Source organism: Minwuia thermotolerans (assembly GCF_002924445.1).
Lineage (GTDB): Bacteria > Pseudomonadota > Alphaproteobacteria > Minwuiales > Minwuiaceae > Minwuia > Minwuia thermotolerans.
The window spans coordinates 15253-34860 of record NZ_PIGG01000076.1 but is presented as its reverse complement, the minus strand read 5'-3'; the positions used below and the strand labels follow the sequence as shown (position 1 = coordinate 34860).

Genomic DNA, 19608 nt, shown 5'->3' with positions numbered 1-19608 from the left:
GATGCGGCGCATGGCAGTGGTGGACGGCGAAATGCTGGACGTGGTCGCGCGAATTTCCGGCTCGGGCGCCCAGCGGGCTGCCCATGGCCGGATCGACATGCGGTCCGTCCCCCCGGTCCCGCTGGCGGCGACGCCCGATATCCGGGCGATCGTCCGCGAAGGCGACCGGGTCTTCTTCAAACTGGCCGACCGGGTCGTCGAGGTAGAGGTGCGCGACCCCGACCGCACGGCGATGGAGGCCGGCGGCGCCGAGGTGGTCACGGCAGCCATGCCGGGCACGGTGGTCTCGCTTTCCTGCACCCCCGGCGACACCGTGAGCGAGGGACAGACGCTGATGGTGATCGAATCGATGAAGCTGCAGACCACCATCATCGCGACCCATGACGGCACGATCGGCGAGGTCCATGTCGAGCAGGGCGGCACCTTCAACAAGGGCGCGCCGCTCGTCACCTTCGCCGCGGAGGAGGAGGAATGAGACATTCGGTCGGCGCCCCTGGACTTGACCCAAGGGCCCAGCGAACAAACGGACCGGGTCCTCGGGTCAAGCCCGAGGACGCCGTCAATACCATGCTGACGGACCACAGCTCATGAACCGTATCCAGAGCCGCGTCTCCACCGCCTCGGACGACTACAAGCGCTTCCGCGCCCACAACGAGAAGATGATCGCCGAGTTCCGCGAGGCGCAGGACGCCGCGCGTTTCAAGCGGCCCCAGCGCGATCTCGACCGGCTGACGCGCCAGAGCAAGATGACGGCGCGGGAGCGGATCGACCTGCTGCTCGATCCAGGCACGCCGTTCCTGGAGCTGTCGACGCTGGCCGCCAACCAGGCCTATGACGGCGGCGCGCCGGGCGCCGGCCAGGTCGTCGGCATCGGCACGGTCTCGGGCCGCGAGGTGATCATCCGCGCCGACGATCCCTCGGTGAAGGGCGGCGCGTGGTATCCGCTCTCGATCAAGAAGATCGTCCGCTGCCTCGACATCGCCATCGAGAACCGGCTGCCGGTGGTCCATCTGTGCGATTCCGCCGGCGGTTTCCTGCCGCTGCAGTCGACGCTGTTCGCCGATCGCTATTACGCGGGACGCATCTTCCGCAACCAGTCGACGCTCTCGAAGCTCGCCTGCAAGCAGCTCGCCCTCGTCTTCGGACACTGCACGGCGGGCGGCGCCTACATCCCGGCATTGAGCGACTATTCGATCATGGTGCGCGGCAATGGCGGCGTCTTCCTGGGCGGCCCGCCGCTGGTGAAGGCGGCGACGGGCGAGGAGCACACCGCCGACGAGATCGGCGGCGCGGACCTGCACACACAGATTTCCGGCACGGTCGACTTCGCCGCCGATGACGAGCGACACGCCATCGATCTCGGCCGCGACATCGTCGCCCAGTGGGAGCGCGCGCCGAAGACGCCGATCCAGCGCCAGGACTTCGAGGAACCGTATTACGACCCCGACGAGCTGCTGGGCGTCATCCCCGACGACGTGAAGATCCAGTTCGACATGCGGGAAGTGATCGCGCGGCTCGTCGACGGCAGCCGCTTCCTGGAATACCAGCCCGACTACGGCACCACCCTGGTCGCCGGCTTCGCCCACATCTGGGGCTACAAGGTCGGCATCCTCGGCAACAACGGCGTGCTGTTCAACGACTCGACCCTGAAGGCCACGCACTTCATGGAGCTCTGCAACCAGAACAACACGCCGCTGGTCTTCCTGCAGAACATCACCGGCTACATGGTGGGCCGCGACTACGAGATGGCCGGCATCACCAAGGACGGCGCCAAGATGATCATGGTGCAGACCAACTCCAAGGTGCCGAAGTTCACCGTGATGACCAACGGCAGCTTCGGCGCCGGCAATTACGGCATGTGCGGGCGCGCCTTCGATCCGCGCTTCCTGTTCTCATGGCCCAACCACCGCATCTCGGTCATGGGCGAGGAGCAGGCGGCCAAGACTCTGGCCGAGATCAAGATCGCCCAGCTCAAGCGTCTGGGCGAGGACCCGGACCAGAAGGAGATCGACGAGATATTCGAAAGCGTCGCCCGCGACTATCGCCAGCAGGCCAGCGCCTGGTGGTCGACCTCCGAGATCTGGGACGACGGCATGATCGACCCGCGCGACACCCGCAACGCGCTGGGACTGGCGATCCAGGCGAGCCTCAACGCGCCCTTCGGCACCGATGGCTACGGCGTGCTGAGGTTGTAGCGGGCAGGGCGGCGGGAGTTCGCCCCCCGCCCCGGCCCTCCCCCTGCCAGGGGGAGGGTGATCGAGCCGATGGCGAGATCGGGAGGGGGTTGGCAACCGGCCAATTCCTTGTCGTGCCTCAGCGCCATCGGACTGGCCGCCGGGATCAAGTTCCGGAGCGGGCTGCCGCTCAATCCGCCGCGTCTGGCGCCATGCGCGGCCGTTCGCTCTCCGCCAGTTCCGCTTGAAGAGCCTTTGCGGCATCGCCGCGGGGCTTCGCCATCCAGGCGAGCAGGACGTAGACCGCCGGCGTCAGCAGCAGGGTGAAGACCGCCGCAAGGCCGAGGCCGCCAAAGACCACCCAGCCGATGGCCCCGCGCGCCTCGGAGCCCGGGCCGGCGCCCAGAATCAGCGGCAGGCCGGCCAGCACCGTCGAGACCATGGTCATGCCGATGGCGCGAAAGCGGATAAGGGCGGCTTCGCGGGCGGCCTCGCGCACCGACGCGCCGCGGTCTCGCAACTGGTCGGCGAACTCCACCATCAGGATGCCGTTCTTGGCCATGACGCCGACCAGCAGCAGGACGCCGATCTGGCTGTAGATGTTGATCGTCGTGCCGGTCAGCCATAGCGCATAGACCGCGGCGCCGACGCCGAAGGGCACGGTCGCCATGACGATCAGCGCGCTGGTCAGGCTCTCGAACTGCGCCACCAGCACCAGGAAGATGACCACCAGCGCGATGACGTAGGTGATCTGCACGTCGGAGGTCGTCTCCTCCAGTGTCGCCGCCTCGCCGAGGAACAGCAGGCCGATGTCGCCGGGCAGGCGCTCGGCGGCCAGTTCCCGGATGCTGTCGACGGCCTCCCGCTGGGAGAGGGTCGGCGGCAGGTCGGAGCGGATCTCGATCGCGCGGCGCTGGCCGTGCCGGTCGAGTTCGGCGGCGACGCCCTCCTCGCGGAAGGTGACCAGCTGGGACAGCGGCGTCAGCCGGCCGTCGGCGGCGGGCACGTAGAGGTTCAGCAGGTCCGATGGATCGGTCACGACGCCGGTCTTCGATTCCAGGATTACCGGAATGGCACGGTCGTCCACGGTCAGCTCGGCCACCTCGTCGCCGTCGACCAGCGCACGCACGGTGGCGGCCAGATCCTCCATCGCCACGCCGAGATCGGCGGCACGGCTGCGGTTGATGAGCACGCTGAGCTGCGGTTGGGTGGACTGGTACTCGATGCGGACATTGTCGAGCTGCGGGATCTCCCGCCGCACCGCCAGGGCGAATTCGTCGGCGACCAGGGCAATGCGGGGATAGCTGGCGCCCGTGAGCGCGAAGTTGATGCCGCTTTCGGAGCCGCGCAGCCCCAGGCTGTTGCCGCGGCGGATGCCCACATTGGCGCCGGCGATGTCCTTCAGCGCCGGCGAGATGTCGGCTTCGATCTCGGCCTGGCCGACCTCGCGCGCTTCCCAGGGGATCAGCGCGGCATCGATCTGGCCCCGGTTGAGATCGTAGCTGCCGGTGACCGAAAAGACGTTGCGCACCACGCCCCGCTCTACCCAGGGACGGAACAGCGCCTCCACCTGCTCCACCTGGCGGTCGGTATAGTCGAGGCCGGTGCCGTCCGGACCCTGCAGGCGGACCTTGGCCTCGCCGCGGTCCTCGGCCGGCGCGAGTTCCTCGCCGAGCTGGCCGAAGACCAGCGCCGCCGAGCCGGCAATCAGGCCGAAGACCGTGACGGTCACCAGCGGCGCCGCCAGCGACGCCGTCAGCGCCTTGTCGTAGAGGGCGGCAAGTCCCCCGCCGGCCAGCGCCAGCGGCCCCCGCCGCGCGGGCGCGCGGCCCAGCCCCGGCAGGCGGGAGGCGATCATGGGGCAGAGGCTGAGCGCCACGAAGGAGGACAGGATCACCGTCACCGCAAGGACGAAGCCGAACTCGCTGAACAGCCGCCCGGCGGTCGACGGCAGGAAGGAGATCGGCACGAAGACGGACACCAGCACCGCCGTGGTGGCGATGACCGCGAAGAACACCTGGCGCGCGCCGAGGACGGCGGCCGCGCGGGCCTTCATCCCCTCCCGCCGGCGGCGCTGGATGTTCTCCAGCACGACGACGGAGTCGTCGACGACCAGGCCGGTCGCGATCACCAGCGCCAGCAGCGTGATCAGATTGATCGAGAAACCCATCAGCCAGATGCCGGCCACGGCGCCGATCAGGGCGACGGGGATCGTCGTCATCGGGATCAGGGTCGCGCCCAGGCTGCGGATGAACAGCGCCACCACGGCGACGACGATGAGGACCGCGAAGCCGAGGCTGATCAGCACCTCCTCGATCGCGCCCTCGATGAAGACGGCGTCGTCGGAGATGGTTTCGATGGTGAGGTCCGGGAAGCGCGCGTTCAGCGCGGCGACGACACGCTTGACGTCGCGGGAGATGGCGACGGTGTTGGCGCGGGCCTGACGGATGACGCCGACATTGATGACCTCGCGGCCGTCCAGACGCACCACGGAGAGCGGGTCGGCCGGCGAGAAGAAGACCTCGGCGACATCGCCCAGCCGCACTGGCCCGCGCAGCACCAGCGCCTCGAGGCCGGCGACATCGGAGACCGAGGCGTCGGCGCGGACGATGACGTCCTGATCGCCGGAGGAGAAGCTGCCGGCAGGAACGTCGAGCTGCGCGCTCTGCAGCACGCGGGAGACATCGGCGATGGAGAGGCCGTGGCTGGCCAGCAGCAGCGGATCGACGGCGACCCTCAGCACCTTCTCCCGCTCGCCGAACAGACTGAGGTCGGCGACGCCCTCGATGGAGGTGAAGGCCGGCGTGATCTCGTTCTCGATCACTTCGGTGAGCGCCTCCACCGGCAGGCTGTCGCTGGAGATGGCGAGGTCGATGATCGGATATGCATCAGCGTCCGCCTTGACCACGAACAGGTCCTCGACGCCCGCGGGGAGGCGGTTGACGACGCGGCTGACGGCCTCGCGGACGTCATTGGCGGCATCGACCAGGTCTACGTCCGACCGGAACTCGATGCGGATGCGGAAATTGTCCTCTTCCGAGGAGGACCGGACATTGACAACGCCGTTGACGCGGGCGACGGCGCTTTCGACCACGCTGGTGACCTCGGCGTCGATGGTCTCCGGCGAGCCACCGGGGAAGTCGGCGCGCACGCCGACCACGGGGCGGTCGATGTTCGGCAGTTCGCGCACTTCGACGCCCAGCAGCGCGGCGATGCCGGCAATGATGATCAGCAGGTTCAGGACGATGGCCAGCAGCGGCCGCCGGACGCTCAGTCCCGCCAGTCCGCCCTGGCCGCTCACGTCCCTTCTCCCCCGGCCGATGCCGTCTGGCCCAGCAGGCGTACCGGCCGGCCGGGCCTGAGACGCTGCACGCCCTCGACGACCACCAGATCGCCCGGCGCGATGTCACCTTCCAGCAGAGCGAGACCTTCCTCGCGGCCGATGAGCTGCACTTCGGCACGTTCGGCGACGCCGTCCCTCACCCGCCAGACATAGGCGCCGCCGCGCTCCCACTGCAGGGCGAGCTGCGGCGCCGCGGCACGGACCTCGCCGGGCAGGCTGGCGACGACCTCGAAGGACATGCCGGGTCGGAGCAGATCCTCGGTATTGGGAATCTCCGCCCGCACCGGCGCGGTGCGCGACAGCGGGTCGACGCGGCTGTCGATCTCCACCACCGTGCCTTCGAAACGCCGGTTCGGCCAGGCCGGCGTCCGCGCTTCGACGATGCTGCCAACGGGCAGTCGGGAGAGATATTCCTCGGGCACGTCGAACTGCACACGGATCGAGGAACGGTTGTCCAGGCTGGTGATCGGCGTCTGTTCGTCGATGCGGGATCCCGTGTCGACCAGCGGCAGGCCGGTGACGCCCGCGAAAGGCGCACGGACGGTGCGTTTCGACAGCGCGGAGGCGGCCTGGTCGCGCTCGATCCGGGCGAGCGCCGCGGCGGTTTCCGAATCTTCCAGGGTCACGCCCGCGGCGGAGCCCCGGTCGCGGAGCTGGCGCAGACGCTCGACATTGCGCTCCGCGTCCCTCAGCCGAACCTCGGCGAGGTCCAGCGCGAGCTGTTCCTGACGGTCGTCGAGACGCACCAGCGGATTGCCATCCCCGACGGCGGTGCCGGCGTCGAACAGTATCTGCTGGACCTGGCCGGGAACCTGGGCGCGGACTGTGACCGAACGCACGGCGGCGCCGGTCCCCACTGCCCGGACGCGCACGTCGTCCGGCCGGCCGGTGACCGCGGCGACGATGACGGGAATGCCCGGCTCTGCCCCGGTCTGCGCCTGGACGGGCTTCGTGTGGTCGAAACCGAGATAGGCGAGGGCGGCCTCGCGCTCCTTGACCACCCATATCGCAGCGGCGACGAGCGCCAGCGAAATGCCGGCCTGCAACAGCAGCGCTACTCTTCTATTCACCTGCCGGACCTCGAACGGTCGTTCATGGCCGTGCTATATCACAATTCTCATGATCTACCGACAGGTACGCAGGCATACGGGCAGCGGATCGCCGGGCGCGGCGCCTCAGTGGAAGAGGGGCTCGCGCTCCTCCCTGCAGTCCAGAAGGGCGGCGACGGTGCGCTCCACCATCTGCCAGATGGCGGCGAGATCGGACCGGCCTTCGAGCTCCATCTCGGCGGTGCGCGCCTGCGCCAGACCCGGCGCCTCGTCGCCATGACAGTCGACCAGATGGTTCGCGGCCCAGATGATGGAGTTGCTGGACAGGCGGGCGGTGCGGGTCATGATCGTCTCCCTGTATGGTCGTTGCGGCGGACAACGCAATGGACGCGCCAGCTTCGGAAGAAATGATTTCAATGACTTGCCCTGACGCGCATGGCTCCGGCGGCAGGAATTGCCCGGCAGGCCGCGCCGCGCCATGATGCGCGGGCGGGGAGGACGGCATGATCGAGACCACGGAAATCAGGGCGGGCGGCTTTGGCTTCACCGCCGATGTCGACGGGCCGGCGGACGGCGAGCGGGTGATCTTCCTGCACGGCTTTCCGAACTCCCGCCACAGCTGGCGCGCGCAGATCGCGGCCGTCGCCGGGGCCGGCTTCCGCGCCATCGCACCGGACCAGCGCGGCTATTCCGCCGGGGCGCGTCCGCCGGGAGTCGACAACTATCACGTTGATCTGCTCGTCGGCGACGTCATCGCCCTCGCCGACGCCGCGGGCGCCGACCGCTTCCACCTGGTGGGCCACGACTGGGGCGGCCAGATCGCCTGGCTGACGGCGATCGCGCATCCGGAGCGCCTGAAGACGCTGACAGTGCTGTCGCGGCCCCACCCGGCGGCCTTCGCGCGCGCCTTCAAGGCCGACCCCGGACAGGCCTCGCGCTCACGCCACCACAAGGCGTTCCAGGACCCGGAGATGGCGGACCGGCTGCTGGCCGACGATGCGAAGGCGCTGCGCAACACCCTGATCTTCGAGAACGCCCGCGGCCTGTTCGGCCATGACGACGGCGGCGGCCCGCCGGCGAAGCGCCGGATGTCCGATGAGACGGCCGGCGCGCATCTCTCGGTGCTCGGCGAGCGCGCAGCGCTGGACGCGGCGCTCAACTGGTACCGCGCGGCCTTCGGCGGGGGCTCCACGCTCGCCGTGGCGGATGCGCCCAAGGTCACCATGCCGACCCTCTACATCTGGGGCCACGAGGACATGAGCGTCGGCCGCATGGCCGCCGAGGGCACGGCGGGCTTCGTCGACGCGCCCTTTGCCTTCCAGGAGGTTCCGGGCGCGGGCCACTTCCTGGCCGAGGAAGTTCCGGGCGCGGTCAACGCCGCGCTGCTGCGCCACATCGGCGGCTGAGCCGCGAGACAGATGAAGGAGACGGCCATGACCCGGTTCGACCATGCCGACGACGCGGCCACCTGGCTGGACGAGGCCCATCGGGCGGGACGGCGCTACGAGCCCCTGCCCGACCGCTTCCGGCCCGCGGACCTCGCCGGCGCCTATGACATCCAGCGCGCCTTCGTCGCCCGTCTGGAGAAGCGGGGCCGGGCCGTGCACGGCTGGAAGATCGCGCTGACCGCGGAAACCATGCAGCAGATGGTCGGCATCGACCGCGCCGTCGGCGGCCGCATCGCCGCGCCGGCCATCCTGGAGAGCCCGGCCGAGATCCGCGCCGCCGACCATGGCCGGGTCTGCATCGAGTGCGAGGTCGCTCTGCGCCTGGGCCGCGATCTGGCGCCCGGCGGCGCGCCCTTCGCCGAGGGGGAAATCATCGCCGCCGTCGACGCCTGCGCCGCCGCCTTCGAGATCGCCGACGACCGTAACGCCGACTACGCGACGCTCGACGCCATGAGCCTGATCGCGGACAACGCCTGGAACGGCGGCATGGTGCTGGGGCAAATTCACCCGCCCGCCGATCCGGCGGAGCTGGCTGCAGCCACGGCCGTGCTGGAGGAGGACGGCGTCGAGGCGGGGCGCGGCGAGGGCCGCGACGCCATGGGCCACCCCTATGCCGGCCTGCGCTTTCTGGCCGACGAGATGACCGCACGCGGGGAGACACTGCGCGCGGGCGACTGGGTGTTGACCGGCACCGTGATCCGCACCCGCTTTCCGGCCGTAGGCCAGACGCTGATCTACCGCCACAGCCTGCTGGGGGAGGTGCGCGCCCGGATCGTCTGAACGCCGGAGGCCCGAACTGTCCGAGAAGCCGATCATTCACTGGTTCCGCCGCGACCTGCGCCTGGACGACAATCCCGGCCTCGACGCCGCCGCGGCAACCGGCCGTCCGGTCATCGCGCTCTACATTCTGGATGACGAGAGCGCGGGCGCGTGGCGCATGGGCGGCGCCTCGCGCTGGTGGCTGCACCATTCCCTCGAAGCGCTGGCGATGGAGATGCACAGGCGCAACAACCGCCTGATCCTGCGCCGGGGCCGCGCGGACGACGTGCTGGACGCGGTGATCGCCGAGACCGGCGCCGACGCGGTCACGTGGAACCGGCTCTACGACCCCTGGGCGGTCGCTCGCGACCGGCGGATCAAGGCCGCGCTGAAGGACCGCGGTCTCGAGGTCCGGAGCTTCGCGGGCAATCTCGCCTTCGAGCCCTGGACCATCGCCACCGGCGCGGGCGAGCCCTACAAGGTCTTCACGCCCTTCCTGAAGGCCTGCCTCGCCGCCGGGCCGCCGGCCGAGCCGCTGCCGCCGCCGGAACGCATCGCCGTTCCCGGCCGCTGGCCGGCCAGCGACGCACTCGCCGACTGGGATCTGACCCCCGCGAAGCCCGACTGGGCAGGCGGGTTGCGCGAGGCATGGACGCCCGGCGAGGCCGGCGCCAGGTCCCGTTTCGAGACCTTCCTGAACGAGAAGCTGGACGACTATGCGGCGGGGCGGGATGCGCCGGCCCGCGACGTCACCTCCCGTCTTTCCCCGCACCTCCATTTCGGCGAGATCTCGGTCCGCCGGATCTGGCGCGCGCTCGACCACCGGGAGCGATCGGGCGCACAGGGTGTGGCGAAGTTCCGCGCCGAGATCGTCTGGCGGGAGTTCAGCCATCACCTGCTCTGGAACTGGCCGGACCTGCCGGAAGCGAACTGGCGGCGGCGTTTCGACGCCTTCCCCTGGGCCGAGGACCCGGAGGGCCTTCGGGCCTGGCAGGCAGGCCGCACCGGCTATCCGCTCGTCGACGCCGGCATGCGGGAACTCTGGGCCACGGGCTACATGCACAACCGGGTGCGGATGGTCGCCGCCAGCTTCCTGATCAAGGACCTGCTGATCGACTGGCGCGAAGGGGAGAAGTGGTTCTGGGACACGCTCTGCGACGCCGATCTCGCCAACAACGCCGCAGGCTGGCAGTGGGTGGCGGGCTCCGGGGCCGACGCCGCGCCCTATTTCCGCATCTTCAACCCCGCGAAGCAGTCCGAGGACCACGACCCGGACGGCGACTACATCCGCCGCTGGGTGCCGGAGCTGGGCGGCCTGCCGGCGAGGCACATCCACGCGCCGTGGAAGGCGCCGGCGGAGGTTCTCGACGTCGCGGGCGTCCGTCTCGGCGAGACCTATCCCCGCCCCATCGTCGACCACGGCCAGGCGCGGCGGCGCGCGCTCGAAGCATATCAGCAGGTGAAGACCGATTAACGCTATCGTAACACTGGCTTCATAGTCTCTGCACCGGTAGCAGATGCCGGCTCGGGACGGTTAGAAATGGCAGCCTCATCCAAAGTCGGCGCTGCCAGCGCCCTCGCGGCCCTGCACCGCGCCTTTCTTCGCTATGCGCGCGACAATCCCCTGACATATATCTGCGCGGCCTCTGCGTTGTCCGGCCTTTCCGTTTTCGCGGCAGCCAGCTTCGCCGAGCTGACGCCGGACAGTGCCTTCCTGCTCATGGCGCTCTGCGGCGGCGTGACCGCGCTCGCCCTGGTTGGTCTGACCAGCCACGCGGCATTCGAAGACGGCGGGCAGGCCGATTCCATCTGGCGCGAGCGCACGCACCTGCAGTCTCTGCTCTCGGCCGTGGGCGACGGTGTGCTGGTCTTCAACCGCCGGGGCAAGCTGAGCCTGATCAGCGGCCGCTTCCGCGAGATGTTTCCCGAACTGGCGCCGCACACCCGTCTCGGTCTCTATCTTTCGGACATGGTCGAAATCGTCGCCGCCTATGGCGGGCGTACCGAGGATGGCCTGACAGGACAGGAGTTCCGTGGAGAATTGGAGCGCTTCGTCAACCATGGCCAGGGATCCCGCCTTGTGCGCGTCCGCGACGAAATGTGGATCCGCCTGACACCCCAGCGCATGGAGGACGGCGGCGTCCTGATCGCGGTCAGCGACCTGACCCAGATGGTCCGGCACGAATTGAAGCTGAAGGCGACCGAGCAGCGTTTCGAGCATCTCGCCGAGCGCCTGCCGGGCGCACTGTTCCAGCGCCAGGAGCGGGCCGATGGCAGTTTCGTCTTCAGCTACTGGAGTGGTGGCATCCGCGAGCTGCTGCCCTCGCGTCCGGAGAACCTGAAGGGCGGGCTGGAGAACCTGATGGCGCATGTCCACCCTGACGACCGGGAGCAGCTCGAACAGCGGTTCCGACGCAGCGAGTCCTCGCCTGTGCCCTGGCACGACGAGTTCCGCGTGCTCGACGGGTCGCGGGTACGCTGGCTGTCGGTCTCGGTGAAGATGCGCCTCGATGGGATCGGGCGCATGATCGCCGACGGCGTTCTGCAGGACATCACCGAACGCAAGGGCGCAGAGGAGATGGCTCACCGCGCCCGCGAGGCGGCGGAACAGGCCGACAAGGCGAAGTCGGAGTTTCTCGCCCACATGAGCCACGAGCTGCGGACGCCGCTCAACGCCATCATCGGTTTTTCGGAGATGATGGATCTCGGCATCTACGGCCCGCTCGGCGACGACCGTTATGTCGACTATGCCCGTGATATCCAGTTTTCGGGCCGGCATCTGCTGTCGCTGATCAACGACATCCTGGACCTCTCGCGCAGCGAGGCGGGCCGCCTGGAACTGTTCGAGGAAACCGTGGAGATGGAGACGCTGTTCGACGATTGCGTCCGGCTGGTCTCCGAATCAGTGCGCAAGCACGATCAGAAGATCCGGCTGATTCTTGACGAGTGCGACGTGGAAGTGCGCGTGGATCGCCGCCGCGTGCGCCAGATCCTGACCAATCTGCTCTCCAATGCGTCCAAATTCTCGGGGCTGAAGACAGAGATCGTACTGGGCTGCCGCCGTGTGCGCGCCGGACTGGAGCTCTACGTCCAGGACCAGGGGCCCGGGATGGATGCGGAAGAGATCGAGCGGGTCATGCGGCCCTTCAACCGGGGCAACAGTCATGTCGCCGGCGAGATCGAGGGCACCGGCCTCGGCCTGCCGCTGTCGCGCGTGCTCGCCGAGGCGCACCAGGGCGCGCTCAGTCTGGAAAGCTTGCCCGGCGAGGGCGTTCGGGCGGTGGTCCTGCTGCCTCGGGAGCGCATCGTCGGCCGCCGCCGTTCGAACGGAGAGCGCAAACTCTCTGCCTGAAGGCCGCGAAGCTTTACCGATGCTGTGGATCGCCCTAAATACCCGCAATAGGGCGAGGAACAGGAATTCCACGGAAAAATCATGGGTATCAAGAACGGCTTCGTCGGCACCATCGGAAACACGCCGCTGATCCGCCTGCGCAAGGCGTCGGAGGAAACCGGCTGCGAGATTCTCGGCAAGGCCGAGTTCCTCAATCCCGGCGGGTCGGTGAAGGACCGCGCGGCGCTGGCCATCATCACCGACGCCGAGCGCCGGGGGCTGCTGAAGCCCGGCGGCACCATCGTCGAGGGCACGGCGGGCAATACCGGCATCGGCCTGTCGCTGGTCGCCGCGGCGCGGGGCTATCGCTGCGTCATCGTCATCCCCGAGACCCAGAGCGACGAGAAGAAGCAGATGCTGCGCATCTGCGGCGCCGACCTGCGCGAGGTGCCGGCCGTCCCCTACAAGGACCCGAACAACTACGTGAAGTATTCCGGCCGCCTGGCCGAGGAACTGGCGGCAACAAGCGAAGCCGGCGCGATCTGGGCCAACCAGTTCGACAATGTCGCCAACCGACAGGGCCACTACGAGACCACCGGCCCGGAGATCTTCGATCAGACGGACGGCAGGGTCGACGGCTTCATCTGCGCCGTCGGCTCAGGCGGCACGCTGGCCGGCGTGGCGCAGGCGCTGAGGGAGCGGAAGAAGGGCGTGAAGATCGGCCTGGCCGACCCGCACGGCGCGGCGCTCTGGCACTACTACGCCCATGGCGAACTGAAGGCCGAGGGCAGCTCGATCTCCGAAGGCATCGGCCAGGGCCGGATCACGGCGAACCTGGAGGGGCTGGATGTCGACCTGCCCTACCGCATATCCGACGCGGAGATGATGGAGACGGTCTTCGACCTGGCGCAGGAAGAGGGCCTGATCCTGGGCGGATCCAGCGGCATGAACGTCGCCGGCGCGGTCCGCATGGCGAAGGACATGGGACCCGGCCACACCATCGTCACCGTGCTCTGCGACGGCGGCGAGCGTTATTTCAGCCGCCTATACAATCCCGCCTTCCTCGAGAGTAAGGGCTTGCCCACGCCGCCCTGGTTGGCCTAATCGATTTCCCCAGAGGCAGCAGCCGATCCGGGGAGGCCGACATGACCGAACTGCTCTTCCGCGACGACGCCTATCTGAAGTCGTGCGAGGCGACCGTGGTGGCGGTCAACGACCGCGGCGGCATCGTCCTCGACCGCACGGTCTTCTATCCCACCGGCGGCGGCCAGCCCGGCGACTGCGGTGTGCTGCGTCTGGCCGATGGCGGCGAGGTCCGCATCGCGACCGCGGTGAAGGGCGAGGCCCCGGACGAAATCGTCCACGTGCCCGCCGAGGGCGAGACCGCGCCCGAACCCGGTCAGACGGTCACCGCCGAGATCGACTGGCAGCGGCGCTACGCCCACATGCGGATGCATTCCTGCCTGCACCTGCTGTCGGCCGTGCTGCCCTACCCGGTCACCGGCGGCCAGGTCGGCGCGGAGAAGTCGCGCCTGGATTTCGATATCCCCGAGGCGACCCTCGACAAGGACGAGATCACGCAGAAGCTGAACGATCTGGTCCGGGCCGACGACGCCGTGGGCTTCCGCTGGATCACCGACGCCGAGCTGGAAGCGACGCCGGAGCTGGTCAAGACCATGTCGGTGAAGCCGCCGACCAGCGCGGGCCATGTCCGGCTGATCGAGATCGAGGGCCGCGACCTGCAGCCCTGCGGCGGCACCCATGTCCGCAGGACCGGCGAGATCGGCCCCGTCGAGGTCCGCAAGATCGAGAAAAAGGGCCGCCAGAACCGCCGAGTCAGCATCCAGTTCGCCGAATAGGGAAGTCCAGATGTCCTACGCCAATCCGCAATCCCTGGTCTCGACCGAGTGGCTCGCCCGGCACATGAACGCGCCGGATGTCCGCGTGGTCGACGCCTCCTGGTACATGCCCCAGCTCGGCCGCGATCCGAAGGCGGAGTTCCGCGCCGAGCACATTCCGGGCGCCGTCCATTTCGACATCGACGATATCGCCGACACCGACAGCGACCTGCCGCACATGCTGCCGAGCCCGGAGAAGTTTTCCTCGCGCTGCCGCCGGCTGGGGCTGGGCGACGGCGTCCGCATCGTGGTCTATGACGGCGGCGGCTGCACCGCGGCGGCCCGCGCCTGGTGGATGTTCCGCGTCTTCGGCCATGACGACGTCTCGGTGCTCGACGGCGGTCTGCCGAAGTGGAAGGCGGAGGGCCGCCCGCTCGACAACCTGCCCGACGTGCCGCGCGAACGGCATCTCTCGGCGCGTTTCAACAGCTTCCTGGTCCGCGACCTGGAGCAGATGAAGGCGAATGTGAACCGCAACCGCGAGCAGGTGGTGGACGCCCGCGCCGAAGGCCGCTTCAGGGGCACGGAGCCGGAGCCCCGCGAGGGCCTGCGGTCGGGCCACATTCCCCACAGCCTGAACCTCCCCTATCAGCGTCTGTTCCGCGAGGACGGCACCTTCAAGGAGGGACCGGAACTGCGCCAGGCCTTCGAGGACGCCGGCGTCGACCTGAAGAAACCGGTGGTCACCACCTGCGGCTCCGGGGTGACCGCCTGCGTGCTGGCGCTCGGCCTGCATCTGACGGGCCACCGCCAGACGGCGGTCTATGACGGCTCCTGGACCGAATGGGGCGGGCGCGAGGACACGCCCGTGTCGCGATGAGCGGGGCGGATCGATCCGGCATCCCGGTCACCATCACCTTCCTGGAGATGGATGCGCCGCCCCGGCGCGCCGCGCCGCCGACGCCGCTGGTCCCGCATGCGGTGCTGCGCGCCGAGCGGCCGACCGTTCACTTCTACCGCTATCTCTACAACACCGTCGGCGCGGCCTGGAGCTGGACCGAGCGGCGCTGGCTCTCCGACGAGAGCCTCGCCGCCATCGTCCGGGACGAGGCGGTCGAGATCATGGTCCTCTATGTCCGCGGCGTGCCGGCGGGCTTTGCCGAGCTGGATTTCCGCGAGCTCCCGGCCCGCGCCGACCTCGCCTATTTCGGCCTGATGCCGGAGTTCATCGGCCAGAAGCTTGGGCCGTGGTTCCTGCACTGGGCGGTGAGCGAGCTGTGGTCGCGCGAACCCGACCGGGTCACGGTCAACACCTGCACCGCCGACCACCCCTCGGCCCTGCCCATGTACCAGCGGATCGGCTTCACGCCCTATGAGCGCCGCGAGGCGACGCTGATGCCCATGCCGGAGGCGTAGGGCGCGCCCTACTCCTCGGCCAGCTCGGCCCAGTCGACGGTGGCCTCGGGGTCGTTGACGTCGAAGCCGAGCAGGTCCAGCCCTTCCAGGAACGCCTTCGGCGGATCGGCGGTGACATCCAGCTTCCGCCCGTCCGGCCGCGCCAGCACGATGCGCCGCGCGTGCAGGTGCAGCGTCGACGCGAAGCCGCCGGGATGGGCCTTCTCGCCGCCATACTTGCCGTCGCCGATGACGGGGCAGCCGATGGCCGCCGCATGGACGCGGAGCTGGTGGGTGCGGCCGGTGACGGGCCGCATGGCCAGCCAGGCCGCCCGCGTGCCGGCCTCGTCGATCACCGTAAAGTGGGAGATGGCGCGCTGGCCGCCCTCGGGCACCGGTTCGACCCGCTCGCCCTTCGGGCCGCCTTCCTTGGAAAGGCGCAGGTCGATCTCGCCCCGGCGGGGGCGCGGCACGCCCACCGTGATGGCCCAGTAGGTCTTCTCCGTGTCGCGGTCGCGGAAGGCCCGGGTCAGCCATTGCGCCGCCTGGCGGGTCCGCGCCAGCACCAGAACGCCGGAGGTGTCCTTGTCCAGGCGGTGGACCAGCCGCGGCGGCTCTCCGGCGTCAAATTGCAGCGCCGGCAGCATGGCGTCGACATGACGGCCGACGCGCGTGCCGCCCTGCACCGCCAGCCCGGCGGGCTTGTTCAGCACGATCACCTCCGGGTCGCGGTAGATCACCATCGCCATGACCGCCTTGCGGTCGGCTTCGCTGACACCGCCATCGCGATCCTTCGGCGCCGACGGCGGGACCTCGCCCAGCGGCGGCACACGCACGGTCTGGCCGGCGGCAACGCGCTGGTCGGCCTTCACCCGGCCGCCGTCGAGGCGGATCTCGCCCTTGCGCAGCATCTTCTGCAGCCGGCCCTGGGTCACGTCGGGAAAGCGGGCGCGGAACCAGCGGTCGAGGCGCATGCCGTCCTCGTCGCGTTTCACCCGTTCCTGGCGGACGCCGCTCATGGCGTCACCATGCGCGCCAGCGAGACGCCGGCGAACAGCGCCCCGATGGACAGCACCACCGAAGCGGCGACGTAGAGCGCGGCCAGGCCCACTGCGCCCCGCTCGTAGAGGCTCACCGCATCCAGCGAGAAGGTCGAGAAGGTCGTCAGTGCGCCGAGGCAGCCGATCAGCAGGAAGCTTTTCAGTTCCGGCGAGGCGCCGCGCGCCACCAGCAGGTGCACGAGAAAGCCCATCAGCAGGCTGCCCGCGACATTGACGGTCAGCGTGCCCAGCGGGAACCCCGCGCCGAACAGACGCAGCATCAGCGCCTGCACACCATAACGGCCGAGCGCGCCCAGCGCGCCGCCCAGCGCCACCGCAATCAGGGCGTTCACGGCCTGCCTCCGGAATGGGACCACTCAACCTTGCCGCCCCTGGACTTGATCCACGGGCCCAGCAACCCGAAGGACTGGGTCCCGGGGTCAAGCCCCAGGACGTCAAGTAGTTCCATCCCTTCGTAAAACGCCTCACCCATCGCCGTCCTCCCGCGTCTTCTCCCGCCGCAGGCGGTCCCAGTAGGCGAGGCGCTTGGCGATCTCGCGTTCGAAGCCACGCTCGACGGGATTGTAGAACCGTTCCCGCGCCATCCCGTCGGGGAAGTAGTTGCGGCCCGAGAAGCCCTCTGCCGTGTCGTGGTCATAGGCGTAGCCATCGCCATAGCCGAGCTGTTTCATCATCTTCGTCGGCGCATTGAGAATGTGCATGGGCGGATTCAGCGAGCCGGTCGCCCGGGCCGAGCGCGAGGCCGCACCGAAGGCCTTGTAGGCAGCGTTCGACTTGGGCGCGGTGGCGAGATAGATCGCTGCCTGCGCCAGCGCCAGCTCGCCCTCGGGCGAACCCAGAAAATCGTAAGCGTCCTTGGCGGCGAGCGTCTGGTGCAGCGCCTCCGGGTCGGCCAGCCCGACATCCTCGGAGGCGAAGCGCACCAGCCGCCGCGCGATATAGAGCGGATCCTCCCCACCGGCGAGCATCCGCGCCATCCAGTAGAGCGCGGCGTCGGCGTCCGAGCCCCTGAGCGACTTGTGCAGCGCGCTGATCAGGTTGTAGTGGCTCTCCTGCGCCTTGTCGTAGAGCGGCGCGCGGCGCTGCAGCGATTCCGCCAGCCCCGCCGGATCGAGCGGCTCGGGCGGTGCGATTCGGTAGAGCTCCTCCGCCAGGTTGAGGAGATAGCGCCCATCGCCGTCGGCCATGGCCTTCAGCGCCAGACGTCCGTCCTCGGTGACCGGCAGGGACTGTCCCTCCACCGCCTCCGCACGGTCCAGCAGCCGTTCCAGCGAGGCGTCGTCATGGCGGCGCAGCACCAGCACCTGGCAGCGCGAGAGCAGGGCGGGATTGAGTTCGAAGGACGGGTTCTCGGTCGTCGCGCCGATCAGCACGATGGTGCCATCCTCGACGACCGGCAGGAAGCCGTCCTGCTGGGCGCGGTTGAAGCGGTGGATCTCATCGACGAAGAGGAGCGTGCCACGGCCGTCACGGCGGCGCTGACGCGCTTCCTCGAAGGCCTTGCGCAGGTCGGCGACACCGGAGAAGACCGCCGAGAGCTGCACGAATTCGAGGTCCACGGAACGCGCCAGAAGCCGCGCGATGGTGGTCTTGCCCGTCCCCGGCGGGCCCCAGAGCACGACGGAGCCCAGCCGGCCCTGGGCCGCCATGCGCCCGATCGGTCCTTCCGGACCGGTCAGATGTTCCTGCCCCACGACGTCGGCGAGGCTCTCGGGGCGGAGCCGGTCGGCCAGCGGCCGGGTGCCGCCACCGTCGACCCCCGCCGCCTCGAAAAGGCTTTCCGCCATCAGCCCCGCCTGGCCCGCAGGATGAAGTCGCCACCGTCTCGCCGGAGACGGATGGTCCAGCGTTCGCGCACCGCGAGCAGCAGCGGCTCGAGCTCCCGGACCAGCGAGACCCGCCGGCCGTTCACCTCGACGACGACGTCGCCGGGCCGGACGCCGAGCCGCGCGGCCTGGGAGCCGCGCCGGACGCGAAGCACGACAACGCCGCGGTCCGGGCCGGCGAAGCCGATCTCCTCGATCAGGGCCGGTGAAAGGTTGGCCACTTCCGCTCCCTGCAGGGGGTGCGCATCCTCCAGAAGCGTGACGTTGCGCGGCGGCACCTCCGGCGCCCGCTGCAGCGGCAGTTGCACGTCCAGCGCGCTGCCGCGGCGCCAGACGTCAAGATCGACGACATCGCCCACCGAACGGGTGGCGAGGCGGAACTCGAAATCGGCCGGATTCGCCACCGGCCGGCCGTCGAAGGCGAGGATGACGTCCCCGGTCTGCAGCCCGGCGCGTTCGGCGGGGCCGCCGGGATAGATGTCGGCCACCAGAACCCCGCCGGGGCGCGCCCGCCCCAGCCCCTCGGCGATGTCGGCGGTCAATTCCTGGCCGCTCATGCCGATCCAGGGCCTGACGATGCCCTGACCCGAGCGTGCGCCCTCGACGACGGCGCGCACCAGGGCGGCGGGAATGGCGAACCCGACACCGTGGCTGCCGCCCGAGCGGGAAAAGATCGCTGTGTTGATGCCGGCGAGACGGCCGTCGAGGGTCACCAGCGCGCCGCCGGAATTGCCGGGATTGATCGCCGCATCGGTCTGGATGAAGTTCTGCGGCCCGCCGGCGCCGGTCACACGGCTGCGCCCCAGGCCGGAGACGATGCCGCTGGTCACCGTCTGGCCCACGCCGAAGGGGTTGCCGATCGCCAGCACGATATCGCCCACCTTCAGCGTGTCGGAGTCCCGGAAGGCCAGCACCGGCAAATCCAGATCCCCGCGCTCCAGGCGCAATACGGCCAGGTCGGACTCCTTGTCGGTCAGCACGATCTCGGCGGCGAACTCCCGCCGGTCGTGCAGCACCACGGTGATGTCGTCGGCGTCCTCGATGACATGGGCGTTGGTGACGATCAGACCCGAGGGATCGACGATCACGCCGGAGCCCAGCGACGGCACCTCCTGCTCGCGCGCGCCGCCGCCGAAGGCGTCGCCGAAGAAGCGGCGGAAGAACGGGTCGTCAAGCAGGGGGTTCGCGCGCCGGCGCACCATGCGCTTGGCGTAGATGTTGACCACGGCCGGCGCGGTCTTCTCCACCACCGGCGCGAAGGAGAGCATCATCTCCGTGCGGTCGCCCGGCGCCCGCCGCGCCTCCTCGGCGCCCGCCGAAAGCACCGGGCCCAGAAGCAGGATCAGTATCGTCGCCAGTCGCAGCATGCGTCCTCCCCGATACG

At 69.4% G+C, this 19608-nt stretch carries 17 protein-coding genes; 10 read left to right on the top strand and 7 right to left on the bottom strand.

The window, feature by feature from the left end; genetic code table 11:
- Nucleotide 1: 1 nt before the first annotated feature.
- Both CWC60_RS21640 and CWC60_RS21635 read left to right on the top strand, forming a co-directional pair.
- The gene (locus CWC60_RS21640) at nucleotides 2-475 is read left to right on the top strand and encodes an acetyl-CoA carboxylase biotin carboxyl carrier protein subunit (protein ID WP_164516681.1); all 474 of its coding nucleotides are present in this window, start codon (nucleotides 2-4) and stop codon (nucleotides 473-475) included.
- A gap of 112 nt (nucleotides 476-587) precedes the next feature.
- Nucleotides 588-2195, top strand: a complete 1608-nt coding sequence (locus CWC60_RS21635) for an acyl-CoA carboxylase subunit beta (RefSeq protein WP_109796002.1) — start codon at nucleotides 588-590, stop codon at nucleotides 2193-2195.
- A 169-nt stretch (nucleotides 2196-2364) separates the two neighbouring features.
- Here CWC60_RS21635 and CWC60_RS21630 read toward each other — a convergent pair whose 3' ends face one another.
- The 3 genes from CWC60_RS21630 to CWC60_RS21620 form a co-directional block, all read right to left on the bottom strand.
- A complete protein-coding gene (locus CWC60_RS21630) occupies nucleotides 2365-5475 on the bottom strand; it encodes an efflux RND transporter permease subunit (RefSeq protein WP_109796001.1) in 3111 nt (1036 codons plus the stop codon).
- Entirely contained in the window at nucleotides 5472-6587 is a 1116-nt protein-coding gene (locus CWC60_RS21625) for an efflux RND transporter periplasmic adaptor subunit (protein ID WP_109796000.1), read from the bottom strand. Before CWC60_RS21625 ends, CWC60_RS21630 begins: the two co-directional genes overlap by 4 nt.
- 105 nt (nucleotides 6588-6692) lie before the next feature.
- Entirely contained in the window at nucleotides 6693-6911 is a 219-nt protein-coding gene (locus CWC60_RS21620; protein WP_109795999.1) for a hypothetical protein, read from the bottom strand.
- Nucleotides 6912-7069: 158 nt separating this feature from the next.
- Here CWC60_RS21620 and CWC60_RS21615 point away from each other — a divergent pair, with 158 nt between their 5' ends.
- From CWC60_RS21615 to CWC60_RS21580, 8 genes are all read left to right on the top strand, one after another.
- Nucleotides 7070-7972, top strand: coding sequence for an alpha/beta fold hydrolase (locus tag CWC60_RS21615; protein WP_109795998.1), 903 nt, complete (start codon nucleotides 7070-7072; stop codon nucleotides 7970-7972).
- A 27-nt stretch (nucleotides 7973-7999) separates the two neighbouring features.
- On the top strand, nucleotides 8000-8794 hold the full coding sequence (locus CWC60_RS21610) for a 2-keto-4-pentenoate hydratase (RefSeq protein WP_164516680.1): 795 nt from the start codon (nucleotides 8000-8002) through the stop codon (nucleotides 8792-8794).
- 16 nt (nucleotides 8795-8810) lie between these two features.
- Nucleotides 8811-10247: a cryptochrome/photolyase family protein gene (locus tag CWC60_RS21605; RefSeq protein ID WP_109795996.1), complete on the top strand. Its 1437-nt coding sequence runs from the start codon at nucleotides 8811-8813 to the stop codon at nucleotides 10245-10247.
- 66 nt (nucleotides 10248-10313) lie between these two features.
- Entirely contained in the window at nucleotides 10314-12125 is a 1812-nt protein-coding gene (locus CWC60_RS21600) for a sensor histidine kinase (protein ID WP_109795995.1), read from the top strand.
- Between the two features lie 81 nt (nucleotides 12126-12206).
- A complete protein-coding gene (locus tag CWC60_RS21595) occupies nucleotides 12207-13208 on the top strand; it encodes a cysteine synthase A (protein ID WP_109795994.1) in 1002 nt (333 codons plus the stop codon).
- Between the two features lie 41 nt (nucleotides 13209-13249).
- The gene (locus CWC60_RS21590) at nucleotides 13250-13963 is read left to right on the top strand and encodes an alanyl-tRNA editing protein (protein ID WP_109795993.1); all 714 of its coding nucleotides are present in this window, start codon (nucleotides 13250-13252) and stop codon (nucleotides 13961-13963) included.
- 10 nt (nucleotides 13964-13973) lie between these two features.
- Nucleotides 13974-14822, top strand: coding sequence for a 3-mercaptopyruvate sulfurtransferase (gene sseA, locus CWC60_RS21585; RefSeq protein WP_109795992.1), 849 nt, complete (start codon nucleotides 13974-13976; stop codon nucleotides 14820-14822).
- Nucleotides 14819-15358 carry a GNAT family N-acetyltransferase gene (locus tag CWC60_RS21580; protein WP_109795991.1) on the top strand — a complete coding sequence of 180 codons (540 nt, stop codon included), beginning with the start codon at nucleotides 14819-14821 and terminating at the stop codon, nucleotides 15356-15358. The genes sseA and CWC60_RS21580 overlap by 4 nt, the downstream gene beginning before the upstream one ends.
- Before the next feature lie 8 nt (nucleotides 15359-15366).
- Here CWC60_RS21580 and CWC60_RS21575 read toward each other — a convergent pair whose 3' ends face one another.
- The 4 genes from CWC60_RS21575 to CWC60_RS21560 form a co-directional block, all read right to left on the bottom strand.
- Nucleotides 15367-16356 (bottom strand): RluA family pseudouridine synthase, encoded by a 990-nt coding sequence (locus CWC60_RS21575; protein ID WP_109795990.1) that lies wholly within the window; start codon nucleotides 16354-16356, stop codon nucleotides 15367-15369.
- On the bottom strand, nucleotides 16353-16730 hold the full coding sequence (crcB, locus tag CWC60_RS21570) for a fluoride efflux transporter CrcB (protein ID WP_109795989.1): 378 nt from the start codon (nucleotides 16728-16730) through the stop codon (nucleotides 16353-16355). The genes CWC60_RS21575 and crcB overlap by 4 nt, the downstream gene beginning before the upstream one ends.
- 132 nt (nucleotides 16731-16862) lie before the next feature.
- On the bottom strand, nucleotides 16863-18185 hold the full coding sequence (locus CWC60_RS21565; RefSeq protein WP_109795988.1) for a replication-associated recombination protein A: 1323 nt from the start codon (nucleotides 18183-18185) through the stop codon (nucleotides 16863-16865).
- Nucleotides 18185-19591 carry a Do family serine endopeptidase gene (locus CWC60_RS21560; protein ID WP_109795987.1) on the bottom strand — a complete coding sequence of 469 codons (1407 nt, stop codon included), beginning with the start codon at nucleotides 19589-19591 and terminating at the stop codon, nucleotides 18185-18187. Before CWC60_RS21560 ends, CWC60_RS21565 begins: the two co-directional genes overlap by 1 nt.
- Between the last annotated feature and the right edge of the window lie 17 nt (nucleotides 19592-19608).

Excerpts from the sequence above, each read along its gene's own strand:
- CWC60_RS21640 (WP_164516681.1), top strand. The coding sequence starts at position 2 with ATGCGGCGCATGGCAGTGGTGGACGGCGAAATGCTGGACGTGGTCGCG.
- CWC60_RS21635 (WP_109796002.1), top strand. The coding sequence starts at position 588 with ATGAACCGTATCCAGAGCCGCGTCTCCACCGCCTCGGACGACTACAAG.
- CWC60_RS21620 (WP_109795999.1), bottom strand. The coding sequence starts at position 6,911 with ATGACCCGCACCGCCCGCCTGTCCAGCAACTCCATCATCTGGGCCGCG.
- CWC60_RS21615 (WP_109795998.1), top strand. The coding sequence starts at position 7,070 with ATGATCGAGACCACGGAAATCAGGGCGGGCGGCTTTGGCTTCACCGCC.
- CWC60_RS21610 (WP_164516680.1), top strand. The coding sequence starts at position 8,000 with ATGACCCGGTTCGACCATGCCGACGACGCGGCCACCTGGCTGGACGAG.
- CWC60_RS21600 (WP_109795995.1), top strand. The coding sequence starts at position 10,314 with ATGGCAGCCTCATCCAAAGTCGGCGCTGCCAGCGCCCTCGCGGCCCTG.
- CWC60_RS21595 (WP_109795994.1), top strand. The coding sequence starts at position 12,207 with ATGGGTATCAAGAACGGCTTCGTCGGCACCATCGGAAACACGCCGCTG.
- CWC60_RS21590 (WP_109795993.1), top strand. The coding sequence starts at position 13,250 with ATGACCGAACTGCTCTTCCGCGACGACGCCTATCTGAAGTCGTGCGAG.
- sseA (WP_109795992.1), top strand. The coding sequence starts at position 13,974 with ATGTCCTACGCCAATCCGCAATCCCTGGTCTCGACCGAGTGGCTCGCC.
- CWC60_RS21580 (WP_109795991.1), top strand. The coding sequence starts at position 14,819 with ATGAGCGGGGCGGATCGATCCGGCATCCCGGTCACCATCACCTTCCTG.
- CWC60_RS21575 (WP_109795990.1), bottom strand. The coding sequence starts at position 16,356 with ATGAGCGGCGTCCGCCAGGAACGGGTGAAACGCGACGAGGACGGCATG.
- CWC60_RS21565 (WP_109795988.1), bottom strand. The coding sequence starts at position 18,185 with ATGGCGGAAAGCCTTTTCGAGGCGGCGGGGGTCGACGGTGGCGGCACC.
- CWC60_RS21560 (WP_109795987.1), bottom strand. The coding sequence starts at position 19,591 with ATGCTGCGACTGGCGACGATACTGATCCTGCTTCTGGGCCCGGTGCTT.